Here is a 21,549-nt window from a genome sequence, read left to right as displayed (position 1 = left end):
GACCATGACGGATGAGCCGCAGCCCGAACTGCGATGGGCGCCCCTGCCTCCGAAGCCGAGCAACCGCGGCCGGATCTGGTTGATCGTCGGCCTCTCGGTCGCCGCTTTCCTGGTCGCAGCCGTGCTGCTGCTGTTCCTCCTGCCTCGGGGCGGAGACCCCGAGCCGTCCGCGAGCGGCACGCCGTCGCCGTCGGCTTCGCCGACCGCCAGCGCGACGCCGACCGAGACCCCGTCGGCCACGCCCTCTCCCACCGAGACCGCGACCACGGAGCCCACTCCCGCGCCGGATCCGAGCATGACGCCGATCACGACTCCCCCGCCGCAGGTCGACCCCAGCATCGGCGTGTTCCGCGACACGGTGCAGGGATGGCTCGATGATGCTCTGACCGGGCTCGACATCGTCGCTGAGAGCAGCGGCCAGGATGCCGTCGATGTCGTCGACACGCTGCAGAACGACGCGCAGCGCCTGTCGGAGGCGGTGCCGCCCGCGTCGATCGACTCCGACTGGCACGCCACCGTCGGGGCGTACGCGCAGGCTCTCAGCGATCTCAGGTCGGCGGTCGCAGCCGGCGGCGACGCCTCGGGCGCGACCTCCGCAGCCCTCTCCGCCGCCGACGCAGTACGGGACGTCGTCGGTCTCTGACGCCCCCTGCCGGTCAGGCGGGTCCGCGGATCAGGCGGGTCTGCCGATCAGGAGTTGTAGTCCGCGTTGTAGCGGTCGAGCACGTCGGCGATGGGGCCGTCCAGCACGAGAGCACCCTTGTCGAGGTAGAGGCCGCGCGTGCAGAAGCGGCGAAGATCGCGCTCGTTGTGACTGACGAAGAACAGCGTGCGCCCCTCGGCGAGCAGCTCGTCGATCCGCTTGTAGCACTTGTCGCGGAAGGCCTTGTCTCCCACCGCCAGCACCTCGTCGACCAGCAGGATCGGCTCGTCGAGCTGAGACACCACTGAGAAGGCCAGTCGCACCTTCATGCCGTTGGACAGGTGCTTGTAGGGAGTGTCCTCGAAACCGGCGAGCTCGGCGAAGCCGATGATGCCGTCGTATCGTCGCGAGATCTCCTCGCGGCCCATCCCGTGAAGCCCGGCCGTCAGCCGGACGTTCTCGCGCACCGTGAGGTCTCCGACGAACCCGCCGGTGATCTCGATCAGGGGGGCGACTCCCCCGTTGACCGTGACGGTGCCCTCGTCGGCGAGCAGCACGCCGGCGACCAGGCGCAGGAGGGTCGACTTGCCCTGCCCGTTGCGGCCGACGACCCCGATCGACTCGCCGGGCTCGACCGCGAAGCTCACGTCGCGCAGCGCCCAGAACTCACCCGGTCGCGAGCGACGGGACGCCCCCGCGAAGAGATCCTTGAAGCTCCGGCTGCCCCGACGATTGCGACGGAAGCGCACGCCGAGTCCTGACACCTCGATGGCGGCCGACATCACAGCTCCTTCAGGACGGGACGCTCGAGCGCACGGAACGTCCACAGGCCGAGCGCGAGGATGGCGACGCACATCACGGCGCTGATCAGAACGGGGACGGGATCCCACAGCTCCGGGAAGAATCCGACGCGGTAGAGGGTGAAGATGCCCGCGAGCGGGTTGAACGCACCGATAGTGTGGAACGGTGCGGGCAGGTCGCCGAAGCTGTAGATGACCGGCGATGCATAGAACAGCGCACGAAGCACGAGGGCGGTGGTGCGCTCGAGATCGGCATAGAGCACGCACAGAGGCGCCACGAGGAGCCCCAGGCCGACGAGCAGCACGGTCTGCATGATCATCGCGACCGGGAACCACAGCAGAGACCAGCTCACCGTCGCGCCAGTGAACACCGCGAACAGCACGAGCACCGGCAGCGAGAACAGGAACTCGATCCCCTTGCTGAGGACGATGCGGTTGACCCAGATCGATCGCGGGATCGCCGTGGACTTCACGAGCCGCGAATCCTTGCGGAACGCTCTCGTGAAGTCGCCCACGGACGAGTTGAACCACACCCACGGGAGCAGCGCGACGATGAGGAACACGATGTACGGGTCCTCCCCCACGCTCCGATGGAAGACCTGCGTGAAGACGAACCAGTAGATCGCGCTCATCACCAGCGGATCGAGGACCGACCACAGGTAGCCGAGGAAGCTCGTCGCGTAGCGGACCTTGAGGTCGCGCGCCGACAGCAGCCACAGCGAATGCGCATAGCGCCGGGGCGTGCCTGGTGCCCCGACTGTCGAACCGCTCATGTGACTCCTGTGATCAGACCGCGCGAACCGTCCGCGGACGACGTTCAGCCGTTCTGGACGCTCTCGAAGGTCGCGCGCCACTGCTCCGGCGACGTGATCTTCGGCGTGCCGTCGGCATACTCCGCTGCGAGGGTCTTCCAGCTGCGTGCGAGCCCGAGGTTCAGACGGATGCTCCTCCACAGGAAGCGGTGCATCGTCGCCCGGTCGCGCTGGTACCAGGCGACGCCGAGGCCGTCGGGAGAGGTCACCAGCGCGGAGTCGATGTCGGCGAAGCGCCACCAGTTGATGTCCTGCGCCGAGATGATCCGCTCGGGGTTGCGTCGGCTTCCCGGCGACTGCTTGATGACGAGCTGCCGCACGCCCACGCGCGCGGCCAGGATGAGCGCCGCGATCGGGTTCGTGGGCTTGCGCACCCCACCGAGGATCGCGACGGACGACCGACGGACCGGCGGCAGAGCCGACAGATCCTCGACGACCTCGGAATCGATGTATGCGGTCCGCATCTGGCGGATCTCCGCCTGCTTACCGGGCAGCAGCTCGGGCAGGACGGCGGGTCCGCGCATGACGTCCCGCAGAGCCTCGTGCCGCAGCCGGACGGCGGAGTACTGCAGCATGAAGAGCAGCTTGATGTCGCCGAGGAACGAGTGCAGCGGGAGGATGCCGCCCTTGGCGACATGCGAGTGCAGGAGGCCGGTGATCACCCGGTTGCGGTGGATGAAGTACTCCTCCCACGTCCGCGTGGGGTCCTTGTCGTGCCAGGCCATGTGCCATACCGCGACGCCGGGCAGGCAGACCGTCGGGTAGCCGTGCTCACGCGCGCGGAGGGAGTACTCGATGTCGTCGAACTTGAGGAACACCGGCAGCGAGAGGCCGATCTCGCGCAGGATCGCGGTCGGGATGAGGCACATCCACCACCCGTTGAAGTCCGCTCCCAGGTAGCGGTGCAGCTCGGGGGTCTCGCGCAGCGGCTCCTCGGCGAAGTCGTGGTCGTACTCGCTCGCACCCGACGGGCGCATCCAGGACTTCCGCTGGTCCCACACCTCGCCCTGCGTGTACAGGACAGAGCGGTCGTCGAGATGGAGCATCCCGCCGCCGACGATCGTGGGCGTCACCGCGAAGTCGCCGAAGCGCACGGCTCGGACGATCGCCTCGGGCTCCGAGATCGCGTCGTCGTCGAGGAGCAGCACGTAGCGGCTGTCCTCCGACGAGAGCGACTCGAGCATCGCCCGCGAGAAGCCGCCCGACCCGCCGAGGTTCGGCTGGCGGAGGATCTCGAGCTTGTCGCCGAGCTGCGCTGCGGCTTCGGCGAAGCCGGGCTGGTCCGAGACGAGGTCCGTACCCTGATCCACCACGATCACGCGGTCGAGCACGTCGTGGACGTGCTCGTTCTGACCGACCGCGATGATCTGGTTCAGGCAGTACGAGGGCCGGTTGAAGGTCGTGATGCCGACGGTCGTCTTGCCCGGCGTCCAGCCCTCAGGGACCGCGACCTGCCATTCGGCGCTGACCAGGGTCGCGTCCGAGTTGCCCGCCGCGATGTCGAACCAGTACGAGCCGCCGTCGATGAACGACGTGATCGGAAGGTCGAAGGCGACCGTCTCATCGGAGAAGGACTTCGATGCGAGCGCCGAGGCGCGCCCGCGGGCGCTCGACTTGTAGACCGAGATGAGGCCCTTGCCCTCGACGGTGGCGACGAGGCGCACCGAGCGCACCTTGGTGCCGTGCTGCCAGTAGCTCGCCGGGAACGCGTTGAAGTAGGTGCTCAGCGAGATGCGGCGGTGCGCATAGACCTTGATGCTGCGACGGCCGACGATCTCGTAGGCCTCTCCCGGCTGGGAGCCGTCACCCGACCCGGTGTCGACGTACAGCGCCGAGACCTCGGCGACGCCCTCGGTGGGGAAGACGGTGTGGTTGACGGCGACGAATTCGGTGCTCGTGTTGTCTGTCATTGCGCTTCCCGTCAGGCGAGGTCGTTGTTCCACATCGACAGTGCGGAGCCGATGGCCATGTGCATGTCGAGGTACTGGTAGGTGCCCAGGCGTCCACCGAAGTGCACGTCCTGCTCGCCCTTGGTCAGTTCCCGGTACGCGAGCAGACCGGAACGGTCTGCCGGGGTGTTGACGGGATAGTACGGCTCATCCTCGCGCGTGGCGAAGCGCGAAAACTCGCGCATGATCACGGTCTTGTCCTTCGGGTAGCGGTCCTCGCGCTCCGGGTGGAAGTGGCGGAACTCGTGGATGCGCGTGTACGGGACGCCCGCATCGGCGTAATTCATGACCGGCGTGCCCTGGAAGTCACCGGTGTGCAGCACCTCTTCTTCGAAGTCGAGCGTGCGCCACGACAGCTCGCCCTCGGCGTAGTCGAAGTAGCGGTCCACAGGACCGGTGTAGACGACCGGCACCTGACCGACGGTGGCCTTTTTGTTCAGGGGCTGCGACTCGTCGAAGAAGTCGACGTCGAGCTTGACCTCGATGTTCTCGTGGTCGGCCATCCGCTCGATCCAGGCGGTGTAGCCGTCGGTCGGAAGCCCCTCCCAGCGATCGTTGAAGTAGCGGTTGTCGTACGTGTAGCGCACGGGGAGCCGGCTGATGATCTCCGCCGGCAGGTCCTTGGGGTCGGTCTGCCACTGCTTCGCCGTGTAATCCCGGATGAAGGCCTCGTACAGCGGGCGTCCGATCAGGCCGATCCCGCGCTCCTCGAGGTTCTGGGCGCTCTTCGGGTCGAACTCGCCCGCGAGCTCCGTGATGAGAGCGCGCGCTTCGTCCGGCGAGTGCGCGGCGTTGAAGAACTGGTTGATCGTCCCGAGGTTGATCGGCAGCGGGAAGACGATGCCGTTGTGGTTCGTGTACACCCGGTGCACGTAGTTCGTGAAGCTCGTGAAGCGGTTCACGTACTCCCAGACCGTGGGGTTGGACGTGTGGAACAGGTGCGCGCCGTAGCGGTGCACCTCGATCCCGGTCTCCGGCTCGTTCTCGCTGTAGGCGTTGCCACCGATGTGATGACGGCGGTCGATGACCGTCACCTTGCGGCCTGCGGCAGCTGCGCGTTCAGCGATGGTGAGGCCGAAGAAGCCCGACCCGACGACGAGGAGATCCATTGATGCAACTTTCCTGAGCTGACCGACAAGACGTGCGGCGCACCTGCAGAGGCACGCGCCTCCACATTTTAGCTGGCGCGAGTTGCGATCACGCTGAGGGCAGGGCCACCTGCGCGGATTCGGCGAGAATTCGGTCGAGGAACGGGGCGAGAGTGCGGGCGTAGGTGCGCGAGAGATGGTTGTCGTCGATGTACACCGCGATGTTGCCGATCGTGGCCTGGCACACGTCCCACGGGCAGAGCCACGGAGTGAAGTCGACCACCGTGATCGTGTCGGAGAAGATCGCGGCGGGATTCTCCTCCGCGAGCACGGCCTCCCTCGGCACCTCGCAGGCCCGCGTGTCGTCGGTCGCGCACTCGTACATGTCGAACGAGAATCTCGGGTTGTCCCGCACGCCGATCACCGGGATGTCGGCCTCGCGCAGGGACTCGACGGCCTCGTCGATCCCGTCGAGCAGCCGCTCGGGTTCATCGGCGTCCGCCCGGGTGAGCACGAGGTAGACGGCATCCGGTTCGATCTCCGCCGCGTAGTCGAGCGCGGCGCGCACCCAGGGCTCGCAGGAGGTCTGCGAGGCATTGCGGGATTCCTCGAACAACCCCGCCGTGCATCCCCCTCGCAGCAGTGTGATCACGGCGAGGTCGCGCTCCTCGGAGAGCGCGATCAGCGGCGCCGAGAGCTGCTGCGCGTGCGAGTCGCCGATCACGAGGACGTGCGCTCCCGCAGCCTCGGCGTCGTCGCTCTGGTTGCACGACCCCTCGAGCACGGTGGCCGACGGGGCGAAGCGGCCGTCGCAGGTCGGCCCGACCGCCGCCCATTCGGAGTCGAGCTGCGTCGGCACGGGAATCATCGGGGCGTCGCTGCTCGCGATGTCGAGCGACACCTCCACCTGCGTCGCGCCGGGATAGTCGGAATCGGCGGCCGACGCGGCGAACTCGGCCGCTCGGTTCTGCTCGCTCCAGCGCCAGCCCCCGGTCGCGCCGGCGACGAGGACCACGGATGCCGCGACGACTGCGATACCTCGCAGCGCCGTGGTGCGATCGGTCCGCGACGGTCCGCGCAGGGGCCGTTCCACGCCCCACGAGAGCAGCCGCGCGGCGACCAGCGACATCGCGATGATCATGAGCCCCTCGCCGGCGCCGATGCGATCGGTCTCGGTGACGACCATCCACATCACGAGGATCGGCCAGTGCACGAGGTACAGCGCGTACGCGTCGCCCGACAGCGCCGTGACGGGCTTCGACGCGAGCAGCGCCGCCGGGCCGCCGCGTGCCGGCGCAGCGCCCGAGATGATGACGGCCGCGGTGCACAGGACAGGCCAGAGCGCGAGGTAGCCGGGGAAACCGCCGCGCACGTCGAGGACGATCCCGCACAGGACGATGCCCACGAGGCCCGCCCATCCGATGACGGCCCGCACGACGGCGTGCGGACGGATGAACGGGAGCAGGAGGGCGAGGAGGGATCCCGCCGCGAACTCCCACAGCCGGGTGCGAGTGTCGAAGTAGGCGAACGCCTGCGCATCGCGCGTCTCGACGATCGAGAACCAGAGCGACCAGACGAAGACGACCAGGAAGACCGCGATCAGGGCGCCGCGCACGAGATGGCGCTTCTTCCGGAGGACGAGAGCGACGAGGCCGATCAGCAGCGGCCACAGGAGGAACACCTGCCCCTGGATCGACAGCGACCAGAAGTGCTGCAGCGGACTCGTCTCGGCGCTGTCCCTGGCGTAGTAGTCGACCTCCGAGAACGCGAGCTGCCAGTTCTCCACGTACAGGAGGCTCGCCAGCGTCTCGGTCCAGATCCGCGGCCACTGCGTCGGAGGCATGAACGCATAGGCCGCCCCGAGCACGGCGAGCAGCGTCACCGCCGCCGCGGGGACGAGGCGACGGAACCGGCGGCTCCAGAAGGATCCGAGTGTCAGCGGTGCACCCTCGATCGCCCGCCGGGCGAGCGAGCCGGTCAGCAGGAACGCCGAGATCATCAGGAAGACGTCGACTCCGCCCGAGACCCGGCCGAGCCACACGTGATAGATCACCACGAGCACGATCGCGAGCGTCCGCAGGCCGTCGATGTCCGCGCGATAGGACGTCGACGTCGATGCCGGCGTGGCGGCTGTTCCTGTCGTGGGCACTCCGAACACCTCGTTCAGACGTCGTCGGGGATCAGGCCTCCGCCGATTCGGGTGGGCGAAGGCTCCGCTTCGAGACTATCCCAGGAGTCCGGCGCTCCGTCGGCTCACGGTGTCGACGCGGCGTCTCCGCGCAGCGCCAGATCCACGACGTCTCGCAATCCCCCGCTGAGCGTCTCGGCGTAGGCGCTGCTGAGATGATCGGCGTCGTAGTAGACCGGCTCGCCGCCGACCGCGGCGAAGCAGTGCTTCTCGTCGCACAGGAGCGAGGTCAGATCGGCGGCCCACAGGCCCGGCATCGGCCGCTGCCCGGCGAGCACCACCGGATCGGGCGGCATCGCCGTCGTCCGGGGAACAGCGCACTCCTGTGGCTCCTCGGGGTTCAAGACGACGCAGTCCAGGTCGCGGACGTCACCGTTCAACGGCGTGTCGGCGATGGCGACGACCGCGATGCCCGCGCCGGTCCACCGACTCCAGGTGCTCCGGAGGCCGTCGACGAACTGCTCGTCATGCGCGCGACCGCTCCCGTCGTCGACCAGCTGCTGCCGCGCCGCCATCGAGGTCACGATGAGATCGGGCTTCTCGGCCACGAGCGTGTCTGTGAGCCTCGCCGCCCACTCACGGCAGCGCAGGTAGTCGCCAGGGCCCCACGCGGCGTCGAAGCCGACGAACGCCACGTCGGCGGGCGGGCATCCGGGGAACGAGCTGATCGTGAGCTGCCAGCCCTCGTCCCGCGCGATCGGGAACAGCGCCGCCTGCCACTGCTCGGCGTGCGAATCTCCGACCAACCAGACACGTGTGCCTCGTCCGTCGTCCGAGAAGTCGCACTCGCGCGTGGTCTCGCGCCCGTCGATCACGAGACGGGAGGTCAGATCGCCGCACTCCGGAGCGAGGCCGAAGTACGCGTCCCGCTCGGTCACCACCGGGTCAGCCACCTCGACGGACGGATCGCACTCGACAGGATCCGCGAGCGCGGCGGCGGCATGGCACGCTCCGCCGTCCGGGTGCGCCTCGTCGGCGAGCGCGGTGCGGGCAGAGGCCGCCCCGAGCAGCAGCCCAGCGGCCAGGGCGACGACCGCCATCATCACTCCGGCGCCGAGATACGCCCGGCGCGCCGGCCGCCACCAGGCCGCCCGCTGCGCCGGGACCTCGATCCAGCGCCGACTCCCCCAGGCGAGCACGAGCGCGAGCGCGAGGATGCCGAGGCGAGACCACCACGACAGCGGAGCGCCGATCGCGAAAGGAGTGAGCACGATGAGGGGCCAGTGCCACAGGTACAGCGAGTACGACACGTCGCCGAGCCATTGCACCGGTCGGGCGTCGGTGAGGGCGGACACCCCCAGCAGAGGTGCGCGTCGCCCCGTGCCCGCGACGATGACTGCGGCGGTCGCGAGCACGGGCACGAGCGCGGCGACACCGGGATACGGCGTCTGCGGCCCGAAGACGAACGCGGCCACGGCGATGCCGACGAACCCCGCGGTGGCGAGCATCGATGCGGCGAGCGCGTTGAGACGACCCGGCAGCGCCACGGGCACCAGTGCGATCGCCGCGCCGACCGCGAACTGCCATGCCCGGGTGAATGTCACGAAGTAGGCCTGGGCGGGCGCCGCGGCCGTGTAGATCACCGCTGCGACGAACGACACCAGCGCCACCGCGGAGACGACGATGAGCACGATGCGCCGTCGTTCGCCGTGCCTCCCCCACCGGGCCGCCGCGGCGGCAGCGGCCAGCACGATCAGCGGCCACACGAGATAGAACTGCTCCTCGACCGACAGCGACCAGTAGTGCTGCACGGCGCTGGCCGCCGCGTTGTGGGCGGAGTAGTTCACCGACAGAGAGGCGAGCGCCCAGTTCTCGATGTAGAAGACGCTCGCCAGCGCCTGCATCGCGTTGTCGGCCCACCGGGTGAACGGAAGCAGCGCCCATACGCCGATCAGGGTCACGAGGACCACGAGGAGTGCTGCGGGCAGGAGCCGCCGGATCCGCCTCGCGTAGAACGACGAGAGGCGGACCCGGCCGGAGCGATCGAGCTCCGAGAGCAGATGCCCCGTGATCAGGAAGCCGGAGATCACGAAGAAGACATCGACGCCCACATAGCCGCCGGTGATCTGCTCCGGCCACAGGTGGTTGAGCACCACGAGAGCGATCGCGACCGCTCTCAGCGCTTGGATGTCGGTGCGGAACCTGCCGGTGCGCGCCGACACGCGGGAGACCGCGACCGCCGGAGCGGGCGCGGTCACGGCGTCAGATACTCCTGGAGCTGCTCGCCCGCGTCGCGGACCACGAAGCCGGTCGCCTCGAGCTTCGACAGGTCGAGCACGCTGTTCGACGGGCGGGGCGCCACAGGACCCTCCGCATTCGCGAAGTACTCGGCGGTGCTCACGCCCGACACCCGTGATCTCTCCGCACCGGTGATGGCGAAGATGTCGCTCGCGATGTCCTTCCAGGTCCGCTCCGCGCCGCCGCCGCTCACGTTGTATGTGCCGTACGGAGCGTTCGTGTCGAGAAGGTGTACGATCGCGCGGGCGATCTCGGAGGCGAACGTGAGCCGGCCGCGCTGATCGTCGACGACCTTCGGATCGATGCCGCGCTCCGCGAGTGACGCCATGGTGCGGACGAAGTTCTTTCCGTCTCCGATCACCCAGGACGTGCGCAGGATGTAATGACGCGGTGCCGTGCTCACGGCGAGATCGCCCGCCGCCTTCGACTGTCCGTAGACGCCCAGGGGGCAGACGGCGTCGTCCTCGCGGTACGGCCGATCGGCCGTCCCGTCGAACACGTAGTCGCTCGACACATGCACCAGGGTGACACCGAACTCCGTGGCGATCGCCGCCAGTCGAGCGGGACCCGCGGCGTTCGCGGCCCAGGCGTCGCGACGCCCGTCTCCGGTCTCCGCGTGATCGACCGCGGTATACGCGCCGGCGTTGATGATCGCCTCGTAATCGCGCCAGCGCCGAGCCGTCCGGATCTCGGGGTCCTCGAGGTCGAAGTCCGCACGCGTCGTCCACTCGACGTGCGCGGCATCGCCGAGCTCGTCGCGCAGGGCACGTCCGAGCTGGCCGCCGGCACCGACGACGAGGATCTTCTTCGCGGCGATCGGCGTGACGTCGGCCAGGCGCGGGTGGGCGAGATCCTTCGCCGAGATCTCGACGTCGGAGAGCGGGATCGGCCAGGCGATCGCGCTGGTCTCGTCGGCGAGGTTCAGGAACGAGTACGACGCATCCGCCGACCAGTGGTCGTTGACGAGGTACGTGTACGCGGTGTCGGCCTCGAGCGTCTGGTACGAGTTGCCCACGCCCCGGGGGACGAAGATCGCCTTCGACGCATCGAGCTCCGTGGTGAAGACCGCACCGAACGTCGGCCCCTCCCTGAGGTCGACCCAGGCGCCGAAGATGCGTCCGGTCGCGACCGAGACCCACTTGTCCCAGGGCTCCGCGTGGATGCCGCGCGTCGTGCCGACGGCGTCGTTGAAGGAGATGTTGTTCTGCACCGGCCCGAAGTCGGGCAGACCCAGCGCGGTCATCTTCTCGCGCTGCCAGTTCTCCTTGAACCAGCCACGGGAGTCCCCGTGGACCGGGAGGTCGAACACCACGAGACCGGGGATGCCGGTCTCGGTCACGCCGAGCTGCTTGCCGAAGTCGATGTCTCCCACGGTCGCTTACTGACCCTTCGACGCGTAGAAAGCCTCGGTGGAGTCCTTCGAGGGCGCCCACCACGACTCGTTGTCCTTGTACCACTGGATCGTGGCGGCCAGGCCGGACTCGAAGTCCTCGAACTGCGGCGTCCATCCGAGCTCGGTCCGGAGCTTGGTCGAGTCGATCGCGTACCGGAGGTCGTGACCGGCACGGTCCGTCACGTGATCGTATGCGTCACGCGGCTGCCCCATGCCCTCGAGGATCAGCTCGACGACGTCCTTGTTGTTGCGCTCGCCGTCGGCGCCGATCAGGTACGTCTCGCCGATGCGCCCCTTCTCGAGGATCGTGAGAACAGCGGACGAGTGGTCGTTCGCGTGGATCCAGTCGCGCACGTTCTCCCCCGCGCCGTACAGCTTGGGGCGGATCCCGCGGATGACGTTGGTGATCTGACGCGGGATGAACTTCTCGACGTGCTGATACGGGCCGTAGTTGTTGGAGCAGTTCGAGATCGTCGCCTTGACGCCGAACGAGCGCACCCACGCGCGCACCAGCAGGTCGCTGCCCGCCTTGGTGGACGAGTACGGCGACGACGGGTTGTACGGCGTCTGCTCGGTGAACCGCTCGGGGTCGTCGAGCTCGAGGTCGCCGTACACCTCGTCGGTGGAGATGTGGTGGAACCGCCGGTCGTGACGACGCGCCGCCTCGAGCAGCGTGTACGTGCCGATGATGTTCGTGTCGAGGAAGGGACGCGGGCTGTGCAGCGAGTTGTCGTTGTGCGACTCGGCGGCGTAATGCACGACGGCATCCGCCTCGCCGGTGAGCCGGTCGACGAGCTCGGCGTCGGTGATGTCACCCTCCACGAACTGCACGCGGTCCTCCGGCAGCCCGGCGAGCGAGTCGCGGTTGCCGGCATAGGTGAGCGCATCGAGCACGGTCACGTCGTAATCGGTGTTCTCGACGACATAGTGCACGAAGTTGGATCCGATGAATCCGGCACCTCCCGTCACGAGCAGGCGGGTCATGCGTTTCCTCTCTTGAGAAGTTCCAGAAGGTAGGCGCCGTACCCGCTCTTCACGAGCTTCTCGGCACGCTCGCGCAACTCGTCGTCCGTCAGGAATCCCTGACGCCACGCGACCTCCTCGGGGACGCCGATCTTGAGCGAGGTGCGTCGCTCCATCGTGCGCACGTACTCCGCGGCATCCGTCATCTGGTCGAACGTCCCGGTGTCGAGCCAGGCCGTGCCGCGAGGCAGCACTTCGACCTGCAGGTTTCCGCGCTCGAGGTACGCGCGGTTGACGTCGGTGATCTCGTACTCGCCGCGCGCGGAGGGCGCGAGGTTGCGCGCGATCTCGACGACGTCGTTGTCGTAGAAGTAGAGACCGGGCACCGCGTAGTTGCTCTTCGGCTGTGCGGGCTTCTCCTCGAGCGACACCGCGGTGCCGTCGGCGTCGAACTCCACGACGCCGTAGGCCTCGGGCTCTGCGACCCAGTAGGCGAAGATGGCTCCACCGTCGATGTCCCCGAAGCGCTGCAGCTTGTTCCCGAGGCCGGGACCGTAGAGCAGGTTGTCACCCAGCACGAGAGCGACGCTGTCGTCGCCGATGAAGTCCGCACCGATGGTGAAGGCCTGGGCGAGACCGTCGGGAGACGGCTGCTGCGCGAAGGTGAGGTTGATCCCGAACTGCGAACCGTCGCCGAGCAGTCGTTCGAAGTGCGCCGCGTCGTGGGGGGTGGTGATCACCAGGATGTCCCGGATACCCGCCAGCATCAGCGTCGACAGCGGGTAGTAGACCATGGGCTTGTCGTAGACGGGGATCAGCTGCTTCGACACACCCAGGGTGATGGGGTGAAGTCGAGTTCCGGAGCCGCCCGCAAGAATGATGCCTTTCACCCCAACATCGTGCCACATCCCCGCTGGAAGAACCGCCCGCGGCGATTCTTGACTTGCTTCACATCAATCACAGTGGCATCATCTGTTCCTTTCCGTCACAATGGCAGGGTGACCCGCCCCACGTCCTCACGCTCACGCCTGCGCGCGCTCATCGCGAGCACCGCCGCCGTCACCTTCGCCGTCTCGCTCCTCATCGCGAGCCCGGCGAGCGCCTCGGCCCCCATGGCCGACGCGTCCGTGACCGCCGGTGTCTCGACCGCCGCCCCCGCCGCGCGCCTCGCCTCGCCCGTCAAGGCACTCATCACCGACGGCTTCCGCGCCGGCAAGATCATCTCCAACGAGGTGTTCTTCGACAGTTCGACGATGTCGGCGGCGAGCATCGACTCGTTCTTCCGGTCGAAGGTGGCATCGTGCCGCTCCGGGTACGTGTGCCTCAAGGACTATCGCCAGAACACGCCCAACCGGGCTGCGGACCAGTACTGCAACGGCTACCAGGGCGCCGGCAATGAATCCGCGGCGACGATCATCTACAAGGTGGCGCAGTCGTGCGGCATCAACCCGCAGGTCTTCATCGTGATGCTCCAGAAGGAGCAGAGTCTGGTGACGCACACCTGGCCCAGCGACTGGCGCTTCAGCATGGCCCTCGGCCAGGGGTGCCCCGACACCGCACCCTGCGACCCCGCGTTCTCGGGCTTCTTCTACCAGATCTACGGCGCCGGCCGGCAGATGAAGATCTACACCGAGGGGCGCTACTTCACGTACTACGCCCCGGGCAAGACCTGGAACATCATGTACAACCCGAACAGCGCGTGCGGGCGTGGTCCGGTCTACGTCGAGAACAGCGCCACCGCCGCGCTCTACTACTACACGCCGTACCAGCCGAACGCCGCGGCGCTGCGGGCCGGGTACGGATCGGGCGACAACTGCTCGGCCTACGGGAACCGCAACTTCCACAACTACTTCACCGACTGGTTCGGCAGCACGCAGGACCCCGCATCCTCTCTCGTCCGCGCGTCCGACACCGGTCAGATCTTCCTCACCTCCGGAGGGGTGAAGCACTACGTCACGACCCCGGCGGACCTCGCCGTGCTGACGACGCGCCTCGGAGCGGTGCGCACGGTCAGCCCGGGGTACATCAACTCGCTGACCTCGGGCAACCGGTTCATCCGCCTCGTGCGCGACGCCCGCGATGGGGCGATGTATCTGCTCCAGCCCGACGGCACCAAGCATCACTTCGCCTCCGCGGCGCTCATCACCCGATACGGCATGCGGGTGGACGACTACACCCCGCTGACCCCGAAGATCCTGGGTTCGTATCCCACCGGACAGCCCGTGGGCGACTACTTCCGGTCGGAGGACTCACCCGACTACTACAAGTGGGAGAACGGGCAGCGGAGGCACATCGCCAACGGCCTCGCCTGGCAGCTGGAGCGAGGGAAGGCGAAGGACTACGTCGCGGTCTTCCCCGCCGGCAACGCCGCCTTCCCGGCGCTCGGTCGAGCACTCCTCGCCCCGGGGACCCTTGTCAAGGAGAACTCGCGCGATGAGGTGTACATCGTCGGGAACGGTGCGGATCTCACGCACATCCCGAGCTGGGAGATGAGCGCCGACGCCGGGATCACCGCGTATCAGCCCGTCGCCAACGGCAGCTTCGCCGGCTACAACACCTCGTCGACGCTCGCCCCCGTCCTCACATGCAGCGGCAAGACCTTCGTGCTCGACGGAGGCCGTCTGACCGGCGTGACGAACTCCCTCCGCTCCGGCAAGGGCAACTCGATTCCGGCATCCGTGTGCGCGGTCATGCGCCGCACCGGCACGACCCTCCCGGGGCCGGTCTTCGTCAAGTCGCGGACGTCCGACCCCATCTACTCACTGGAGAAGAACCAGCTGCGCCACGTGCAGTCAGGACAGCGCCTGCTGGAACTGTCCGGAGGACGATCGCCCTATACGGTGACCTGGTCGACGGCCACGATCAACGCATATTCCAAGGGAGCGCCGTATCTCGCCGAGGGGACGTTCGTCTCCTTCGGCGATGACAAGGTCTACGTCGTGCGTGCGGGACAGCTGCGTCATCTCACGGCCCCGCAGTATCTGCTCAAGCTCGCGAACGGCGTGTGGCCCATCCCGATCGTGCGGTTGGAAGCGAAGCATCTCGCCTCCTACACCGTGGGCGCGCCGATCGGATGAGTCGCGGGTGCCGTCGATCGACCCCCGTAGAATGAGAGCATGAGTTCGTCGCTGGACCGGATCCTCGTCATCGTTCCCGCGTGGAACGAAGAGCGAAACGTCGGCAGGACCGTCGAGGAGATCCGGCTCGCGCTCCCCGCGACCGACATCCTGGTCGTCGATGACGGCTCCACGGACTCCACGGCCGACGTCGCGCGACAGGCGGGCGCCGACGTCCTCCAGCTGCCGTTCAACCTCGGCGTCGGCGGTGCGATGCGGGCAGGATACGTCCGTGCCCAGCGCGGCGGGTACGAGGCGGCCATCCAGGTGGACGCGGACGGACAGCACAACCCTGTCGACATCGAGCGCATCATCCAGGCCCTCGACCGCGCCGACATCGCGATCGGCGCACGCTTCGCGGAGGTCGGCGACTACAAGAGCCGTGGCCCCCGACGCTGGGCGATGGTCGTGCTCGCCAAGGTCCTCTCCCGCGTGGCCAAGACCCCGTTGACCGATGTGACGAGCGGATTCAGGGCGGGAAACCGCCGGGCCATCGATCAGTACGTGCAGTACTACCCCGCGGAGTACCTCGGGGACACGATCGACAGCCTGGTCGCCGCGGTGCACACCGGCCTCACCGTCACCCAGGTGCCCGTCGCCATGCGTCCGCGCATGCACGGTGTCCCGAGCCAGGGCTTCTTCGGCTCGACCGTGTACCTCATGCGCTCGGTGATGGCGCTGGGCCTCTCGATCATGAGGCGGCCCCAAGTCCGACGACACGACGGAGAACGTGCATGATGGTCACCGGAGCGATCGGCCTCGCCATCGTCATTCTCGGCGTCGTGCTGACGCTGCTGCTCAAGCGTCAGCTGCGTGAGAAGTATGCGATCATCTGGCTCGTCATCGGGCTCGCCGTGCTCGTTCTCGGCATCTTCCCGCAGGCGCTGCTGTTCTTCACGGCCACCCTGGGATTCCAGGTCCCGGCCAACCTCCTCTTCACGCTCGCGATCTTCCTGCTGCTCGCCGTCTCGCTGCATCTCTCGTGGGAGCTCTCGCAGGACGAGGAGGAGATCCGCCGTCTCGCCGAGGAGGCGGCGATCGGCCGTCTCGAGCGAGAGACCCACGGCAAGCGGATCGCCGAGCTCGAGAGCGCGCTCGAAGAGCTGCGCGCGAGAGACCGTCGCCAGAACGACTGATCTCAGCGCACGCGGCGCCGCACCAGAGCTCGCCCCCGGGTCAGCACGCCGGCGAACCAGCTCGCGAGGTATTCGACGCGGAAGCGTGCGACGACCTCTTCGTTCGCCACGGCCTCGCGGAGAAGACGGTTGAGGTCGGCGAACCGCCGATGAGCGGAGAAATACGGGATCAGCTCGGCCGCAGCCGCGTCCGTACCGCCGACGCGCGCGAGAAGCGTGTCGGTGATCAGCTGACGCCAGCCGACGTTGAGCCAGAACACCATGCGGACGAGCGCTGCGGGTGTGCGCGACCCCTCGTACTTCTGCGCGAGGGACAGCACCGTGCGGATCGACTGCAGCGGTCGCACGGGGCCCGTCATCTCGCTCGGATCGCCGAAGACGTTGCCGGAGTGCTGGACGTAGTCCTGCAGCACGTCCGGCAGCATCCGGGTGCCGCGCCCTGCGCCGGCGACGACGGCCAGCCAGTGGTCGTGCGCGGCGGTGCGCGTCGATGCGACGGGGAACGGAAGAGCCTTCGCGAGAATCTCGGAACGGAAGACGAAAGCCGATCCGCTGAACTGGTTGTTGAGGACGTTCGCGACCAGCCCGTGGTCCGCTCGCGAGGTCTCCCCCAGCACGCGCCCGGACGGCTGCTCGACCAGGCGGGCCTGACCGCTCACGAGGTCGACCTCCGCGAGGTGAGGCAGCAGTGTGGCGAGCTTGGCCGGATACCACTCGTCGTCCTGATCGCTCAACGCGATCCAGCGCGCACTCGGGTCCACCGCGCGAACGCCGTGCTCGAAGTTGAGGAAGAATCCGCGCCGGGTGCCGTCGCCGATCACCCGGAACCGAGGATCGTCGCCCGTGATCTCCGCGACGAGCGTGCGGATCGGCGCCGGATCGCCATCGACAGAGATCACGCACTCCCAGGCATCGACGGTCTGCGCGCGGAGCGATTCCAGCTGTCGGCGGAAGAGTTCGGGATCGGGCTGGTATGCCGCGAGGACGATCGATCCGAATTCCTGACTCACGCCGAATCTCCCTCTGCTGACGACGCCCCCAGTCTACGTGGCGGCACCTGTCAGCCCGAGCGGATAGGGTGTTTCAGTCGGGAGTGAACGAAGGGCGACGAGTGGAATCTGTCTGGGCGATCATCTCGACCTTCCGACCCGACGACGACCTCCTGTGGGCCTTCGATTCGATCGCGTCGCAGGTGTCCGGCGTCGTCGTCGTCGACGACGCGAGCGGACCCGGCTCCTCAGAGCTCCTCTCCGCGCTGACCGCGCGGGGGGCGGTCGTGGAGTCGCTCGCGGACAACTCCGGCATCGGCGCCGCGCTGAACCGCGGCTATGAGCTCGCCCTCGAAGCGGGCGCCTCGAAGGTGGTGTCCTTCGACCAGGACTCGCACATCGAGGCGGGATACGTGCAGTCGCTTCTCGACGCGCACGTCGCGGCGGCCGTGCGAGGACACCGGGTCGGACTCGTCGTGCCGGAGCACTTCGCCGACGTGCGACAGGCGTATGCCGAGCTGGGCGACGGAACGCTGCTCGCCAAGAACATCATCCAGTCGGGGATGCTCGTCGATGCCGAGGTGCTCCGACAGATCGGAACGATGCGCGAAGACTTCTTCATCGACCTGATCGACACGGAGTTCGAGCTTCGGACCCGCGCCGCGGGCTACCTCACGATCGCCGCCCCCGGAGCCGCGCTCGCCCACCAGCTCGGACGACAGTACGCACGGCTGCTGTTCGGCCGACCGGTGAGCATACCGGGCATCCTTCCTCCTGTGACCACCTTCAGCACGCCGTTCCGGTACTTCTATCGCGTGCGCAACCGCATCGTGCTGAACCGGCTTTACCTGCGCTCCGCTCCGGCGCAGATCACCCGAGACACCGTCATCGATCTGCTGCACTTCGTGAACGCTGCTCTCGTGGCACGGCCCCGGGGAGAGTTCGCACGGGTACTCCGCGCCGGCATCAACGCCGGCGTGAAGTCGCGGATGGGACGGATGCCGTCAGCCGTGGCCGAGCGCGCATCGCGCGTGGCCTGGAACGCACCCGTCGTCGATGCGGGAGTGCGCGGCGCGACGACGCAGGGCGATCGATGAGGGCTCCGCGTGGTCTGGTCGCGCTGCGGCGCCTGAGCGGCTTCACCGTCTCCGTCGCGATCACCGCGATCATCAGCGTGGCGGCGATCCCGACCCTCATCACGGCGCTCGGCGCCGTGACGTGGGCGCAGATCGGCGTGGCGCAGACGTTCGTGCAGTTCGCGGCGATCTTCGTCGGATTCGGCTGGGGTGCCACCGGACCGGCGTTGGTCGCGAGCACGGGTCTTCGCCGTCGACACGCGCTCTTCATCGAGTCCGTGCGCTCGCGTCTGATCCTCGCGCTGATCGTCGCGCCCGTGACGTTCGGCATCCTGACGATCATGCTGCGCGGCGACGCCCTGATAGCCGGGCTCGGCACGATCGCGTACCTGCTGCCCGCGCTCGGCGGCACGTGGTACTACGCCGGTGCCGCGAAGCCCGCGCGTCTGCTGCTGCAGAACACCCTTCCCACCACCCTGGGCACGATCGCCGGCATCATCGCAGCCCACGTGACCAACCAGGCGTGGTCGTTCCTGCTTCTGCAGGCCATCGGATCCCTCGTGGCCGCGATCTGCGACACCACCTACATCTGGCGGCACACCCACCGCGACGCGGACGGCACGGAGCCCCGGTCGACGCGGACCGTCCTGGCATCGCAGAAGCACGCCGTCATCACCTCCAGCACGAGCTCGCTGTACGTCACGCTTCCCGTGATCGCCATCAACTGGTTCCTCGGCGAAGGGCCTGCCCTCGCGACCTATCTGATCGCGGACCGCATGTTCCGCTTCGCCTCGATCGCCTTCCTGCCCGTCCAGCAGTTCTTCCAGGGTTGGGTCCCCGAGGTGCCGGCCGAGTTCGCCCGTCGCGCGCGCGTCGCGACCGTCGCCGGCATCGCGATCGGCGCCATCGGCGGCGCGTGCATCGCCTTCCTCTCCCCCGTCGTCGCCCCCATCCTCAGCCCCGGCGCCAGCGAGATCGATGTCTCGCTGAGCGTCAGCGGCCCTCTCGGAATCGCCTTCGTGGGGATCGGCACGACAGCCGTCGTCGGGTACGCATGCCTGGTCGCGGTGGGGCGCACGCGCGCACTGGCGGTGAGCACCGTCGTCGGCGCTCTCGTGGGCGCTCCGCTCATCCTGCTCGCGGCCTGGGCCGGATCGTTGTTCTTCGTCGCCTGCGCGGTCGCGGTGTCCGAGATCTGCGTGGCGGGATACCAGCTGCTCGCCCTGCGCTCCTCGCTGCGTTCCGGTGCGACTCTGGCGGTGTCGGATGACGCTGTCGCGCCCCTTCAGCCCCCGATCCCGCGATCAGAGGAGTCCGATGTCTGATCCCCGCACCGTCAGCGTCTGCATGGCGACGTACAACGGGTCTCGCTACATCGCCGAACAGCTCTCGTCGATCCTCGCCCAGATCGGAGACGACGACGAGGTCGTCGTCGTCGATGACGCGAGCTCCGACGCGACCGTCGAGATCATCCGGGCCGTGGACGATCCACGGATCGTGGTGCACCGCAATGAGAAGAACGCCGGATACGTGAGGTCGTTCCAGAGAGCGGTCTCTCTCGCGACCGGCGATGTGATCGTACTCTCCGACCAGGACGACATCTGGATCGAAGGCCGCCTCGACGCCCTTCTCGTCGCGACCGAGGCCCACGCCGTCGTCGCGTCCAACCTGAGACTGCTCGACTCGAATGAGCCGCTGCGCTCGCCTCTCAGCGGGCGTCCCTGGCTTCTCTCCTCGGCAGACGACGGGCGGCGCTGGCGCAACGAGCTCCGCATCCTCGCGGGTGACGCCCCCTATTTCGGCTGCGCCATGGCGTTGCGTCGCGACGCGCTCGCCCTGGTGATGCCGTTCCCCGCGTACCTGCGGGAGTCGCATGACCTCTGGATCGCGACGGCCGCCAACGCGGCGGGGATGCTCGGACATCTCGAGAAGGCCACCGTGCTTCGGCGTGTGCACGAGGAGAACGCGTCGACCTCGCGTCCTCGTGGCGTCATCGCGGCGCTGCGGTCCCGGATGCTTCTGCTCCGCCTGTGGTGGGAGGCACGTCGACGGGCGAGGCTCCTTCCGCGGATGCGGTGACGAGCGGAGCCGACGGCTTCTTCGCGCCTCGCGCCAACCGGATGAAGTGGCGTTCCACGAACATCCAGCTCGCCCAGCCGAGGAGGAACGTGACCACGGTCGTGATCACGAGGTAGACGCCCATGCCGAAGGCTGCGCCACCGAGGATCACGACGAGCTGCTGCACCGGCCACGCGTAGATGTAGAAGCCGTACGACACGTCGTTTCGCGCGATCCACGCCGGCTGCGGGATCACCGTCGACAGGTACAGGAGCGCATAGCCGATGAGCGGAGCGGCGATCGGGCCGCCCGCGACAGGGACGAACACCATCAGCACCGCCGCGACAGGGATGCTGATGATCCCGACGAGCGGGACGATCCCCCAGCGGTGCACGATCAGGTAGATGAGCGAGCCGCCGAGGAAGTACGGCAGCAGGCGGGTGAAGAGGCCGAAGTCCCCGTCGAGTCCCCCGGTGATCCCGTTCGCCACGGCGATCCTCACGAGCACCGAGGCGGCCCAGAGAGCGGCGACGACGGAGATCGACTTGCGATAGACGGCGAGACCCCCGAGAACCCAGACCGTCAGGTAGCAGAGGAACTCGAAGTACAGGGTCCAGAGCGAACCGTTCCACGTGTTCGGATACGGGACGTCCGACAGCGACCAACCGATCTGGTAGTAGTCGATGTGGAGGAAGAAGTTCCCCCAGATGTACTCGAGAGGCGTGGGATCGGTCGTGAGATACCCCGCGAGCGTGCCATGCGTCAGCAGCTGGGCGAGCGGACCGAATACGAAGGCCGTCACGAGCAGGCACACCACGAACGCCGGCATGATGCGGGCGATCCGATGGAGCAGGAACGTTCCGGGATCGCTGCGGAATCGCGAGCGCGTGATCAGGAATCCGCTGATCACGAAGAAGCCGATGACCGCCCACCCGCCGAGGTTCTCGCCGTTGAACCCCGGGCTGTCCGAGCGGCCCACGACGTAGTACCCGTGCGCGAACAGCACCAGGAACGCCAGGATCAGGCGGAACAGGTTGAGACTGTTCTCCCGGTAGGGGAACTCCGCGGCGCGGAGCAGCGGTCGTCTCACTTCAGAAGGT

General features: G+C 67.9%; 18 protein-coding genes. 7 read left to right on the top strand and 11 right to left on the bottom strand.

Annotated elements, in window-relative coordinates; genetic code table 11:
* Positions 1-4 precede the first annotated feature (4 nt).
* Complete coding sequence (locus HWD99_RS03235; protein WP_241794821.1) at positions 5-643, top strand: hypothetical protein; 639 nt, start codon at positions 5-7, stop codon at positions 641-643.
* Between the two features lie 47 nt (positions 644-690).
* Here the strand turns inward: HWD99_RS03235 and HWD99_RS03230 are convergent, their stop codons facing one another.
* From HWD99_RS03230 to rfbA, 9 genes are all read right to left on the bottom strand, one after another.
* Positions 691-1,425: an ABC transporter ATP-binding protein gene (locus HWD99_RS03230; protein WP_241794820.1), complete on the bottom strand. Its 735-nt coding sequence runs from the start codon at positions 1,423-1,425 to the stop codon at positions 691-693.
* Positions 1,425-2,216 (bottom strand): ABC transporter permease, encoded by a 792-nt coding sequence (locus HWD99_RS03225; protein WP_241794819.1) that lies wholly within the window; start codon positions 2,214-2,216, stop codon positions 1,425-1,427. The genes HWD99_RS03230 and HWD99_RS03225 overlap by 1 nt, the downstream gene beginning before the upstream one ends.
* Positions 2,217-2,260: 44 nt before the next feature.
* Complete coding sequence (locus HWD99_RS03220; RefSeq protein WP_241794818.1) at positions 2,261-4,165, bottom strand: glycosyltransferase; 1,905 nt, start codon at positions 4,163-4,165, stop codon at positions 2,261-2,263.
* Between the two features lie 11 nt (positions 4,166-4,176).
* Positions 4,177-5,313, bottom strand: coding sequence for a UDP-galactopyranose mutase (gene glf / locus HWD99_RS03215; protein WP_241794817.1), 1,137 nt, complete (start codon positions 5,311-5,313; stop codon positions 4,177-4,179).
* An 88-nt stretch (positions 5,314-5,401) separates the two neighbouring features.
* Positions 5,402-7,441 (bottom strand): acyltransferase family protein, encoded by a 2,040-nt coding sequence (locus HWD99_RS03210; protein ID WP_241794816.1) that lies wholly within the window; start codon positions 7,439-7,441, stop codon positions 5,402-5,404.
* A 104-nt stretch (positions 7,442-7,545) separates the two neighbouring features.
* Positions 7,546-9,678 carry an acyltransferase family protein gene (locus tag HWD99_RS18645; RefSeq protein WP_241794815.1) on the bottom strand — a complete coding sequence of 711 codons (2,133 nt, stop codon included), beginning with the start codon at positions 9,676-9,678 and terminating at the stop codon, positions 7,546-7,548.
* The gene (rfbD, locus tag HWD99_RS03200; protein ID WP_241794814.1) at positions 9,675-11,090 is read right to left on the bottom strand and encodes a dTDP-4-dehydrorhamnose reductase; all 1,416 of its coding nucleotides are present in this window, start codon (positions 11,088-11,090) and stop codon (positions 9,675-9,677) included. Before rfbD ends, HWD99_RS18645 begins: the two co-directional genes overlap by 4 nt.
* A 6-nt stretch (positions 11,091-11,096) precedes the next feature.
* Positions 11,097-12,095 carry a dTDP-glucose 4,6-dehydratase gene (gene rfbB / locus HWD99_RS03195; protein WP_241794813.1) on the bottom strand — a complete coding sequence of 333 codons (999 nt, stop codon included), beginning with the start codon at positions 12,093-12,095 and terminating at the stop codon, positions 11,097-11,099.
* Positions 12,092-12,964: a glucose-1-phosphate thymidylyltransferase RfbA gene (rfbA, locus tag HWD99_RS03190; RefSeq protein WP_241794812.1), complete on the bottom strand. Its 873-nt coding sequence runs from the start codon at positions 12,962-12,964 to the stop codon at positions 12,092-12,094. The genes rfbB and rfbA overlap by 4 nt, the downstream gene beginning before the upstream one ends.
* Positions 12,965-13,072: 108 nt before the next feature.
* Between rfbA and HWD99_RS03185 the strand changes: the two genes are divergently transcribed.
* Genes HWD99_RS03185 through HWD99_RS03175 form a run of 3 tightly spaced genes read left to right on the top strand, consistent with a single transcriptional unit; the run spans position 13,073 to position 16,326 of the window.
* Complete coding sequence (locus HWD99_RS03185; protein WP_241794811.1) at positions 13,073-15,151, top strand: hypothetical protein; 2,079 nt, start codon at positions 13,073-13,075, stop codon at positions 15,149-15,151.
* Between the two features lie 39 nt (positions 15,152-15,190).
* Positions 15,191-15,928 (top strand): glycosyltransferase family 2 protein, encoded by a 738-nt coding sequence (locus HWD99_RS03180; RefSeq protein ID WP_241794810.1) that lies wholly within the window; start codon positions 15,191-15,193, stop codon positions 15,926-15,928.
* Entirely contained in the window at positions 15,925-16,326 is a 402-nt protein-coding gene (locus tag HWD99_RS03175; RefSeq protein ID WP_241794809.1) for a DUF2304 domain-containing protein, read from the top strand. Before HWD99_RS03180 ends, HWD99_RS03175 begins: the two co-directional genes overlap by 4 nt.
* A 2-nt stretch (positions 16,327-16,328) precedes the next feature.
* Here HWD99_RS03175 and HWD99_RS03170 read toward each other — a convergent pair whose 3' ends face one another.
* Positions 16,329-17,336 (bottom strand): glycosyltransferase, encoded by a 1,008-nt coding sequence (locus tag HWD99_RS03170; RefSeq protein ID WP_241794808.1) that lies wholly within the window; start codon positions 17,334-17,336, stop codon positions 16,329-16,331.
* A 101-nt stretch (positions 17,337-17,437) separates the two neighbouring features.
* Here HWD99_RS03170 and HWD99_RS03165 point away from each other — a divergent pair, with 101 nt between their 5' ends.
* From HWD99_RS03165 to HWD99_RS03155, 3 genes are read left to right on the top strand one after another with little or no spacing between them, the layout of a single operon-like run.
* Positions 17,438-18,412 carry a glycosyltransferase gene (locus HWD99_RS03165; RefSeq protein ID WP_241794807.1) on the top strand — a complete coding sequence of 325 codons (975 nt, stop codon included), beginning with the start codon at positions 17,438-17,440 and terminating at the stop codon, positions 18,410-18,412.
* Positions 18,409-19,716 (top strand): lipopolysaccharide biosynthesis protein, encoded by a 1,308-nt coding sequence (locus HWD99_RS03160; RefSeq protein WP_241794806.1) that lies wholly within the window; start codon positions 18,409-18,411, stop codon positions 19,714-19,716. Before HWD99_RS03165 ends, HWD99_RS03160 begins: the two co-directional genes overlap by 4 nt.
* A complete protein-coding gene (locus HWD99_RS03155) occupies positions 19,709-20,470 on the top strand; it encodes a glycosyltransferase (RefSeq protein ID WP_241794805.1) in 762 nt (253 codons plus the stop codon). Before HWD99_RS03160 ends, HWD99_RS03155 begins: the two co-directional genes overlap by 8 nt.
* Here the strand turns inward: HWD99_RS03155 and HWD99_RS03150 are convergent.
* On the bottom strand, positions 20,382-21,549 hold a 1,168-nt coding region (locus HWD99_RS03150), incomplete at its 5' end, for an acyltransferase (RefSeq protein WP_241794804.1). The two genes, HWD99_RS03155 and HWD99_RS03150, sit on opposite strands and share 89 nt — an antisense overlap.

It is taken from the genome of Microbacterium sp. C5A9 (genome assembly GCF_022627955.1).
GTDB lineage: Bacteria > Actinomycetota > Actinomycetes > Actinomycetales > Microbacteriaceae > Microbacterium.
This window is presented reverse-complemented; position numbering and strand designations above follow the sequence as displayed.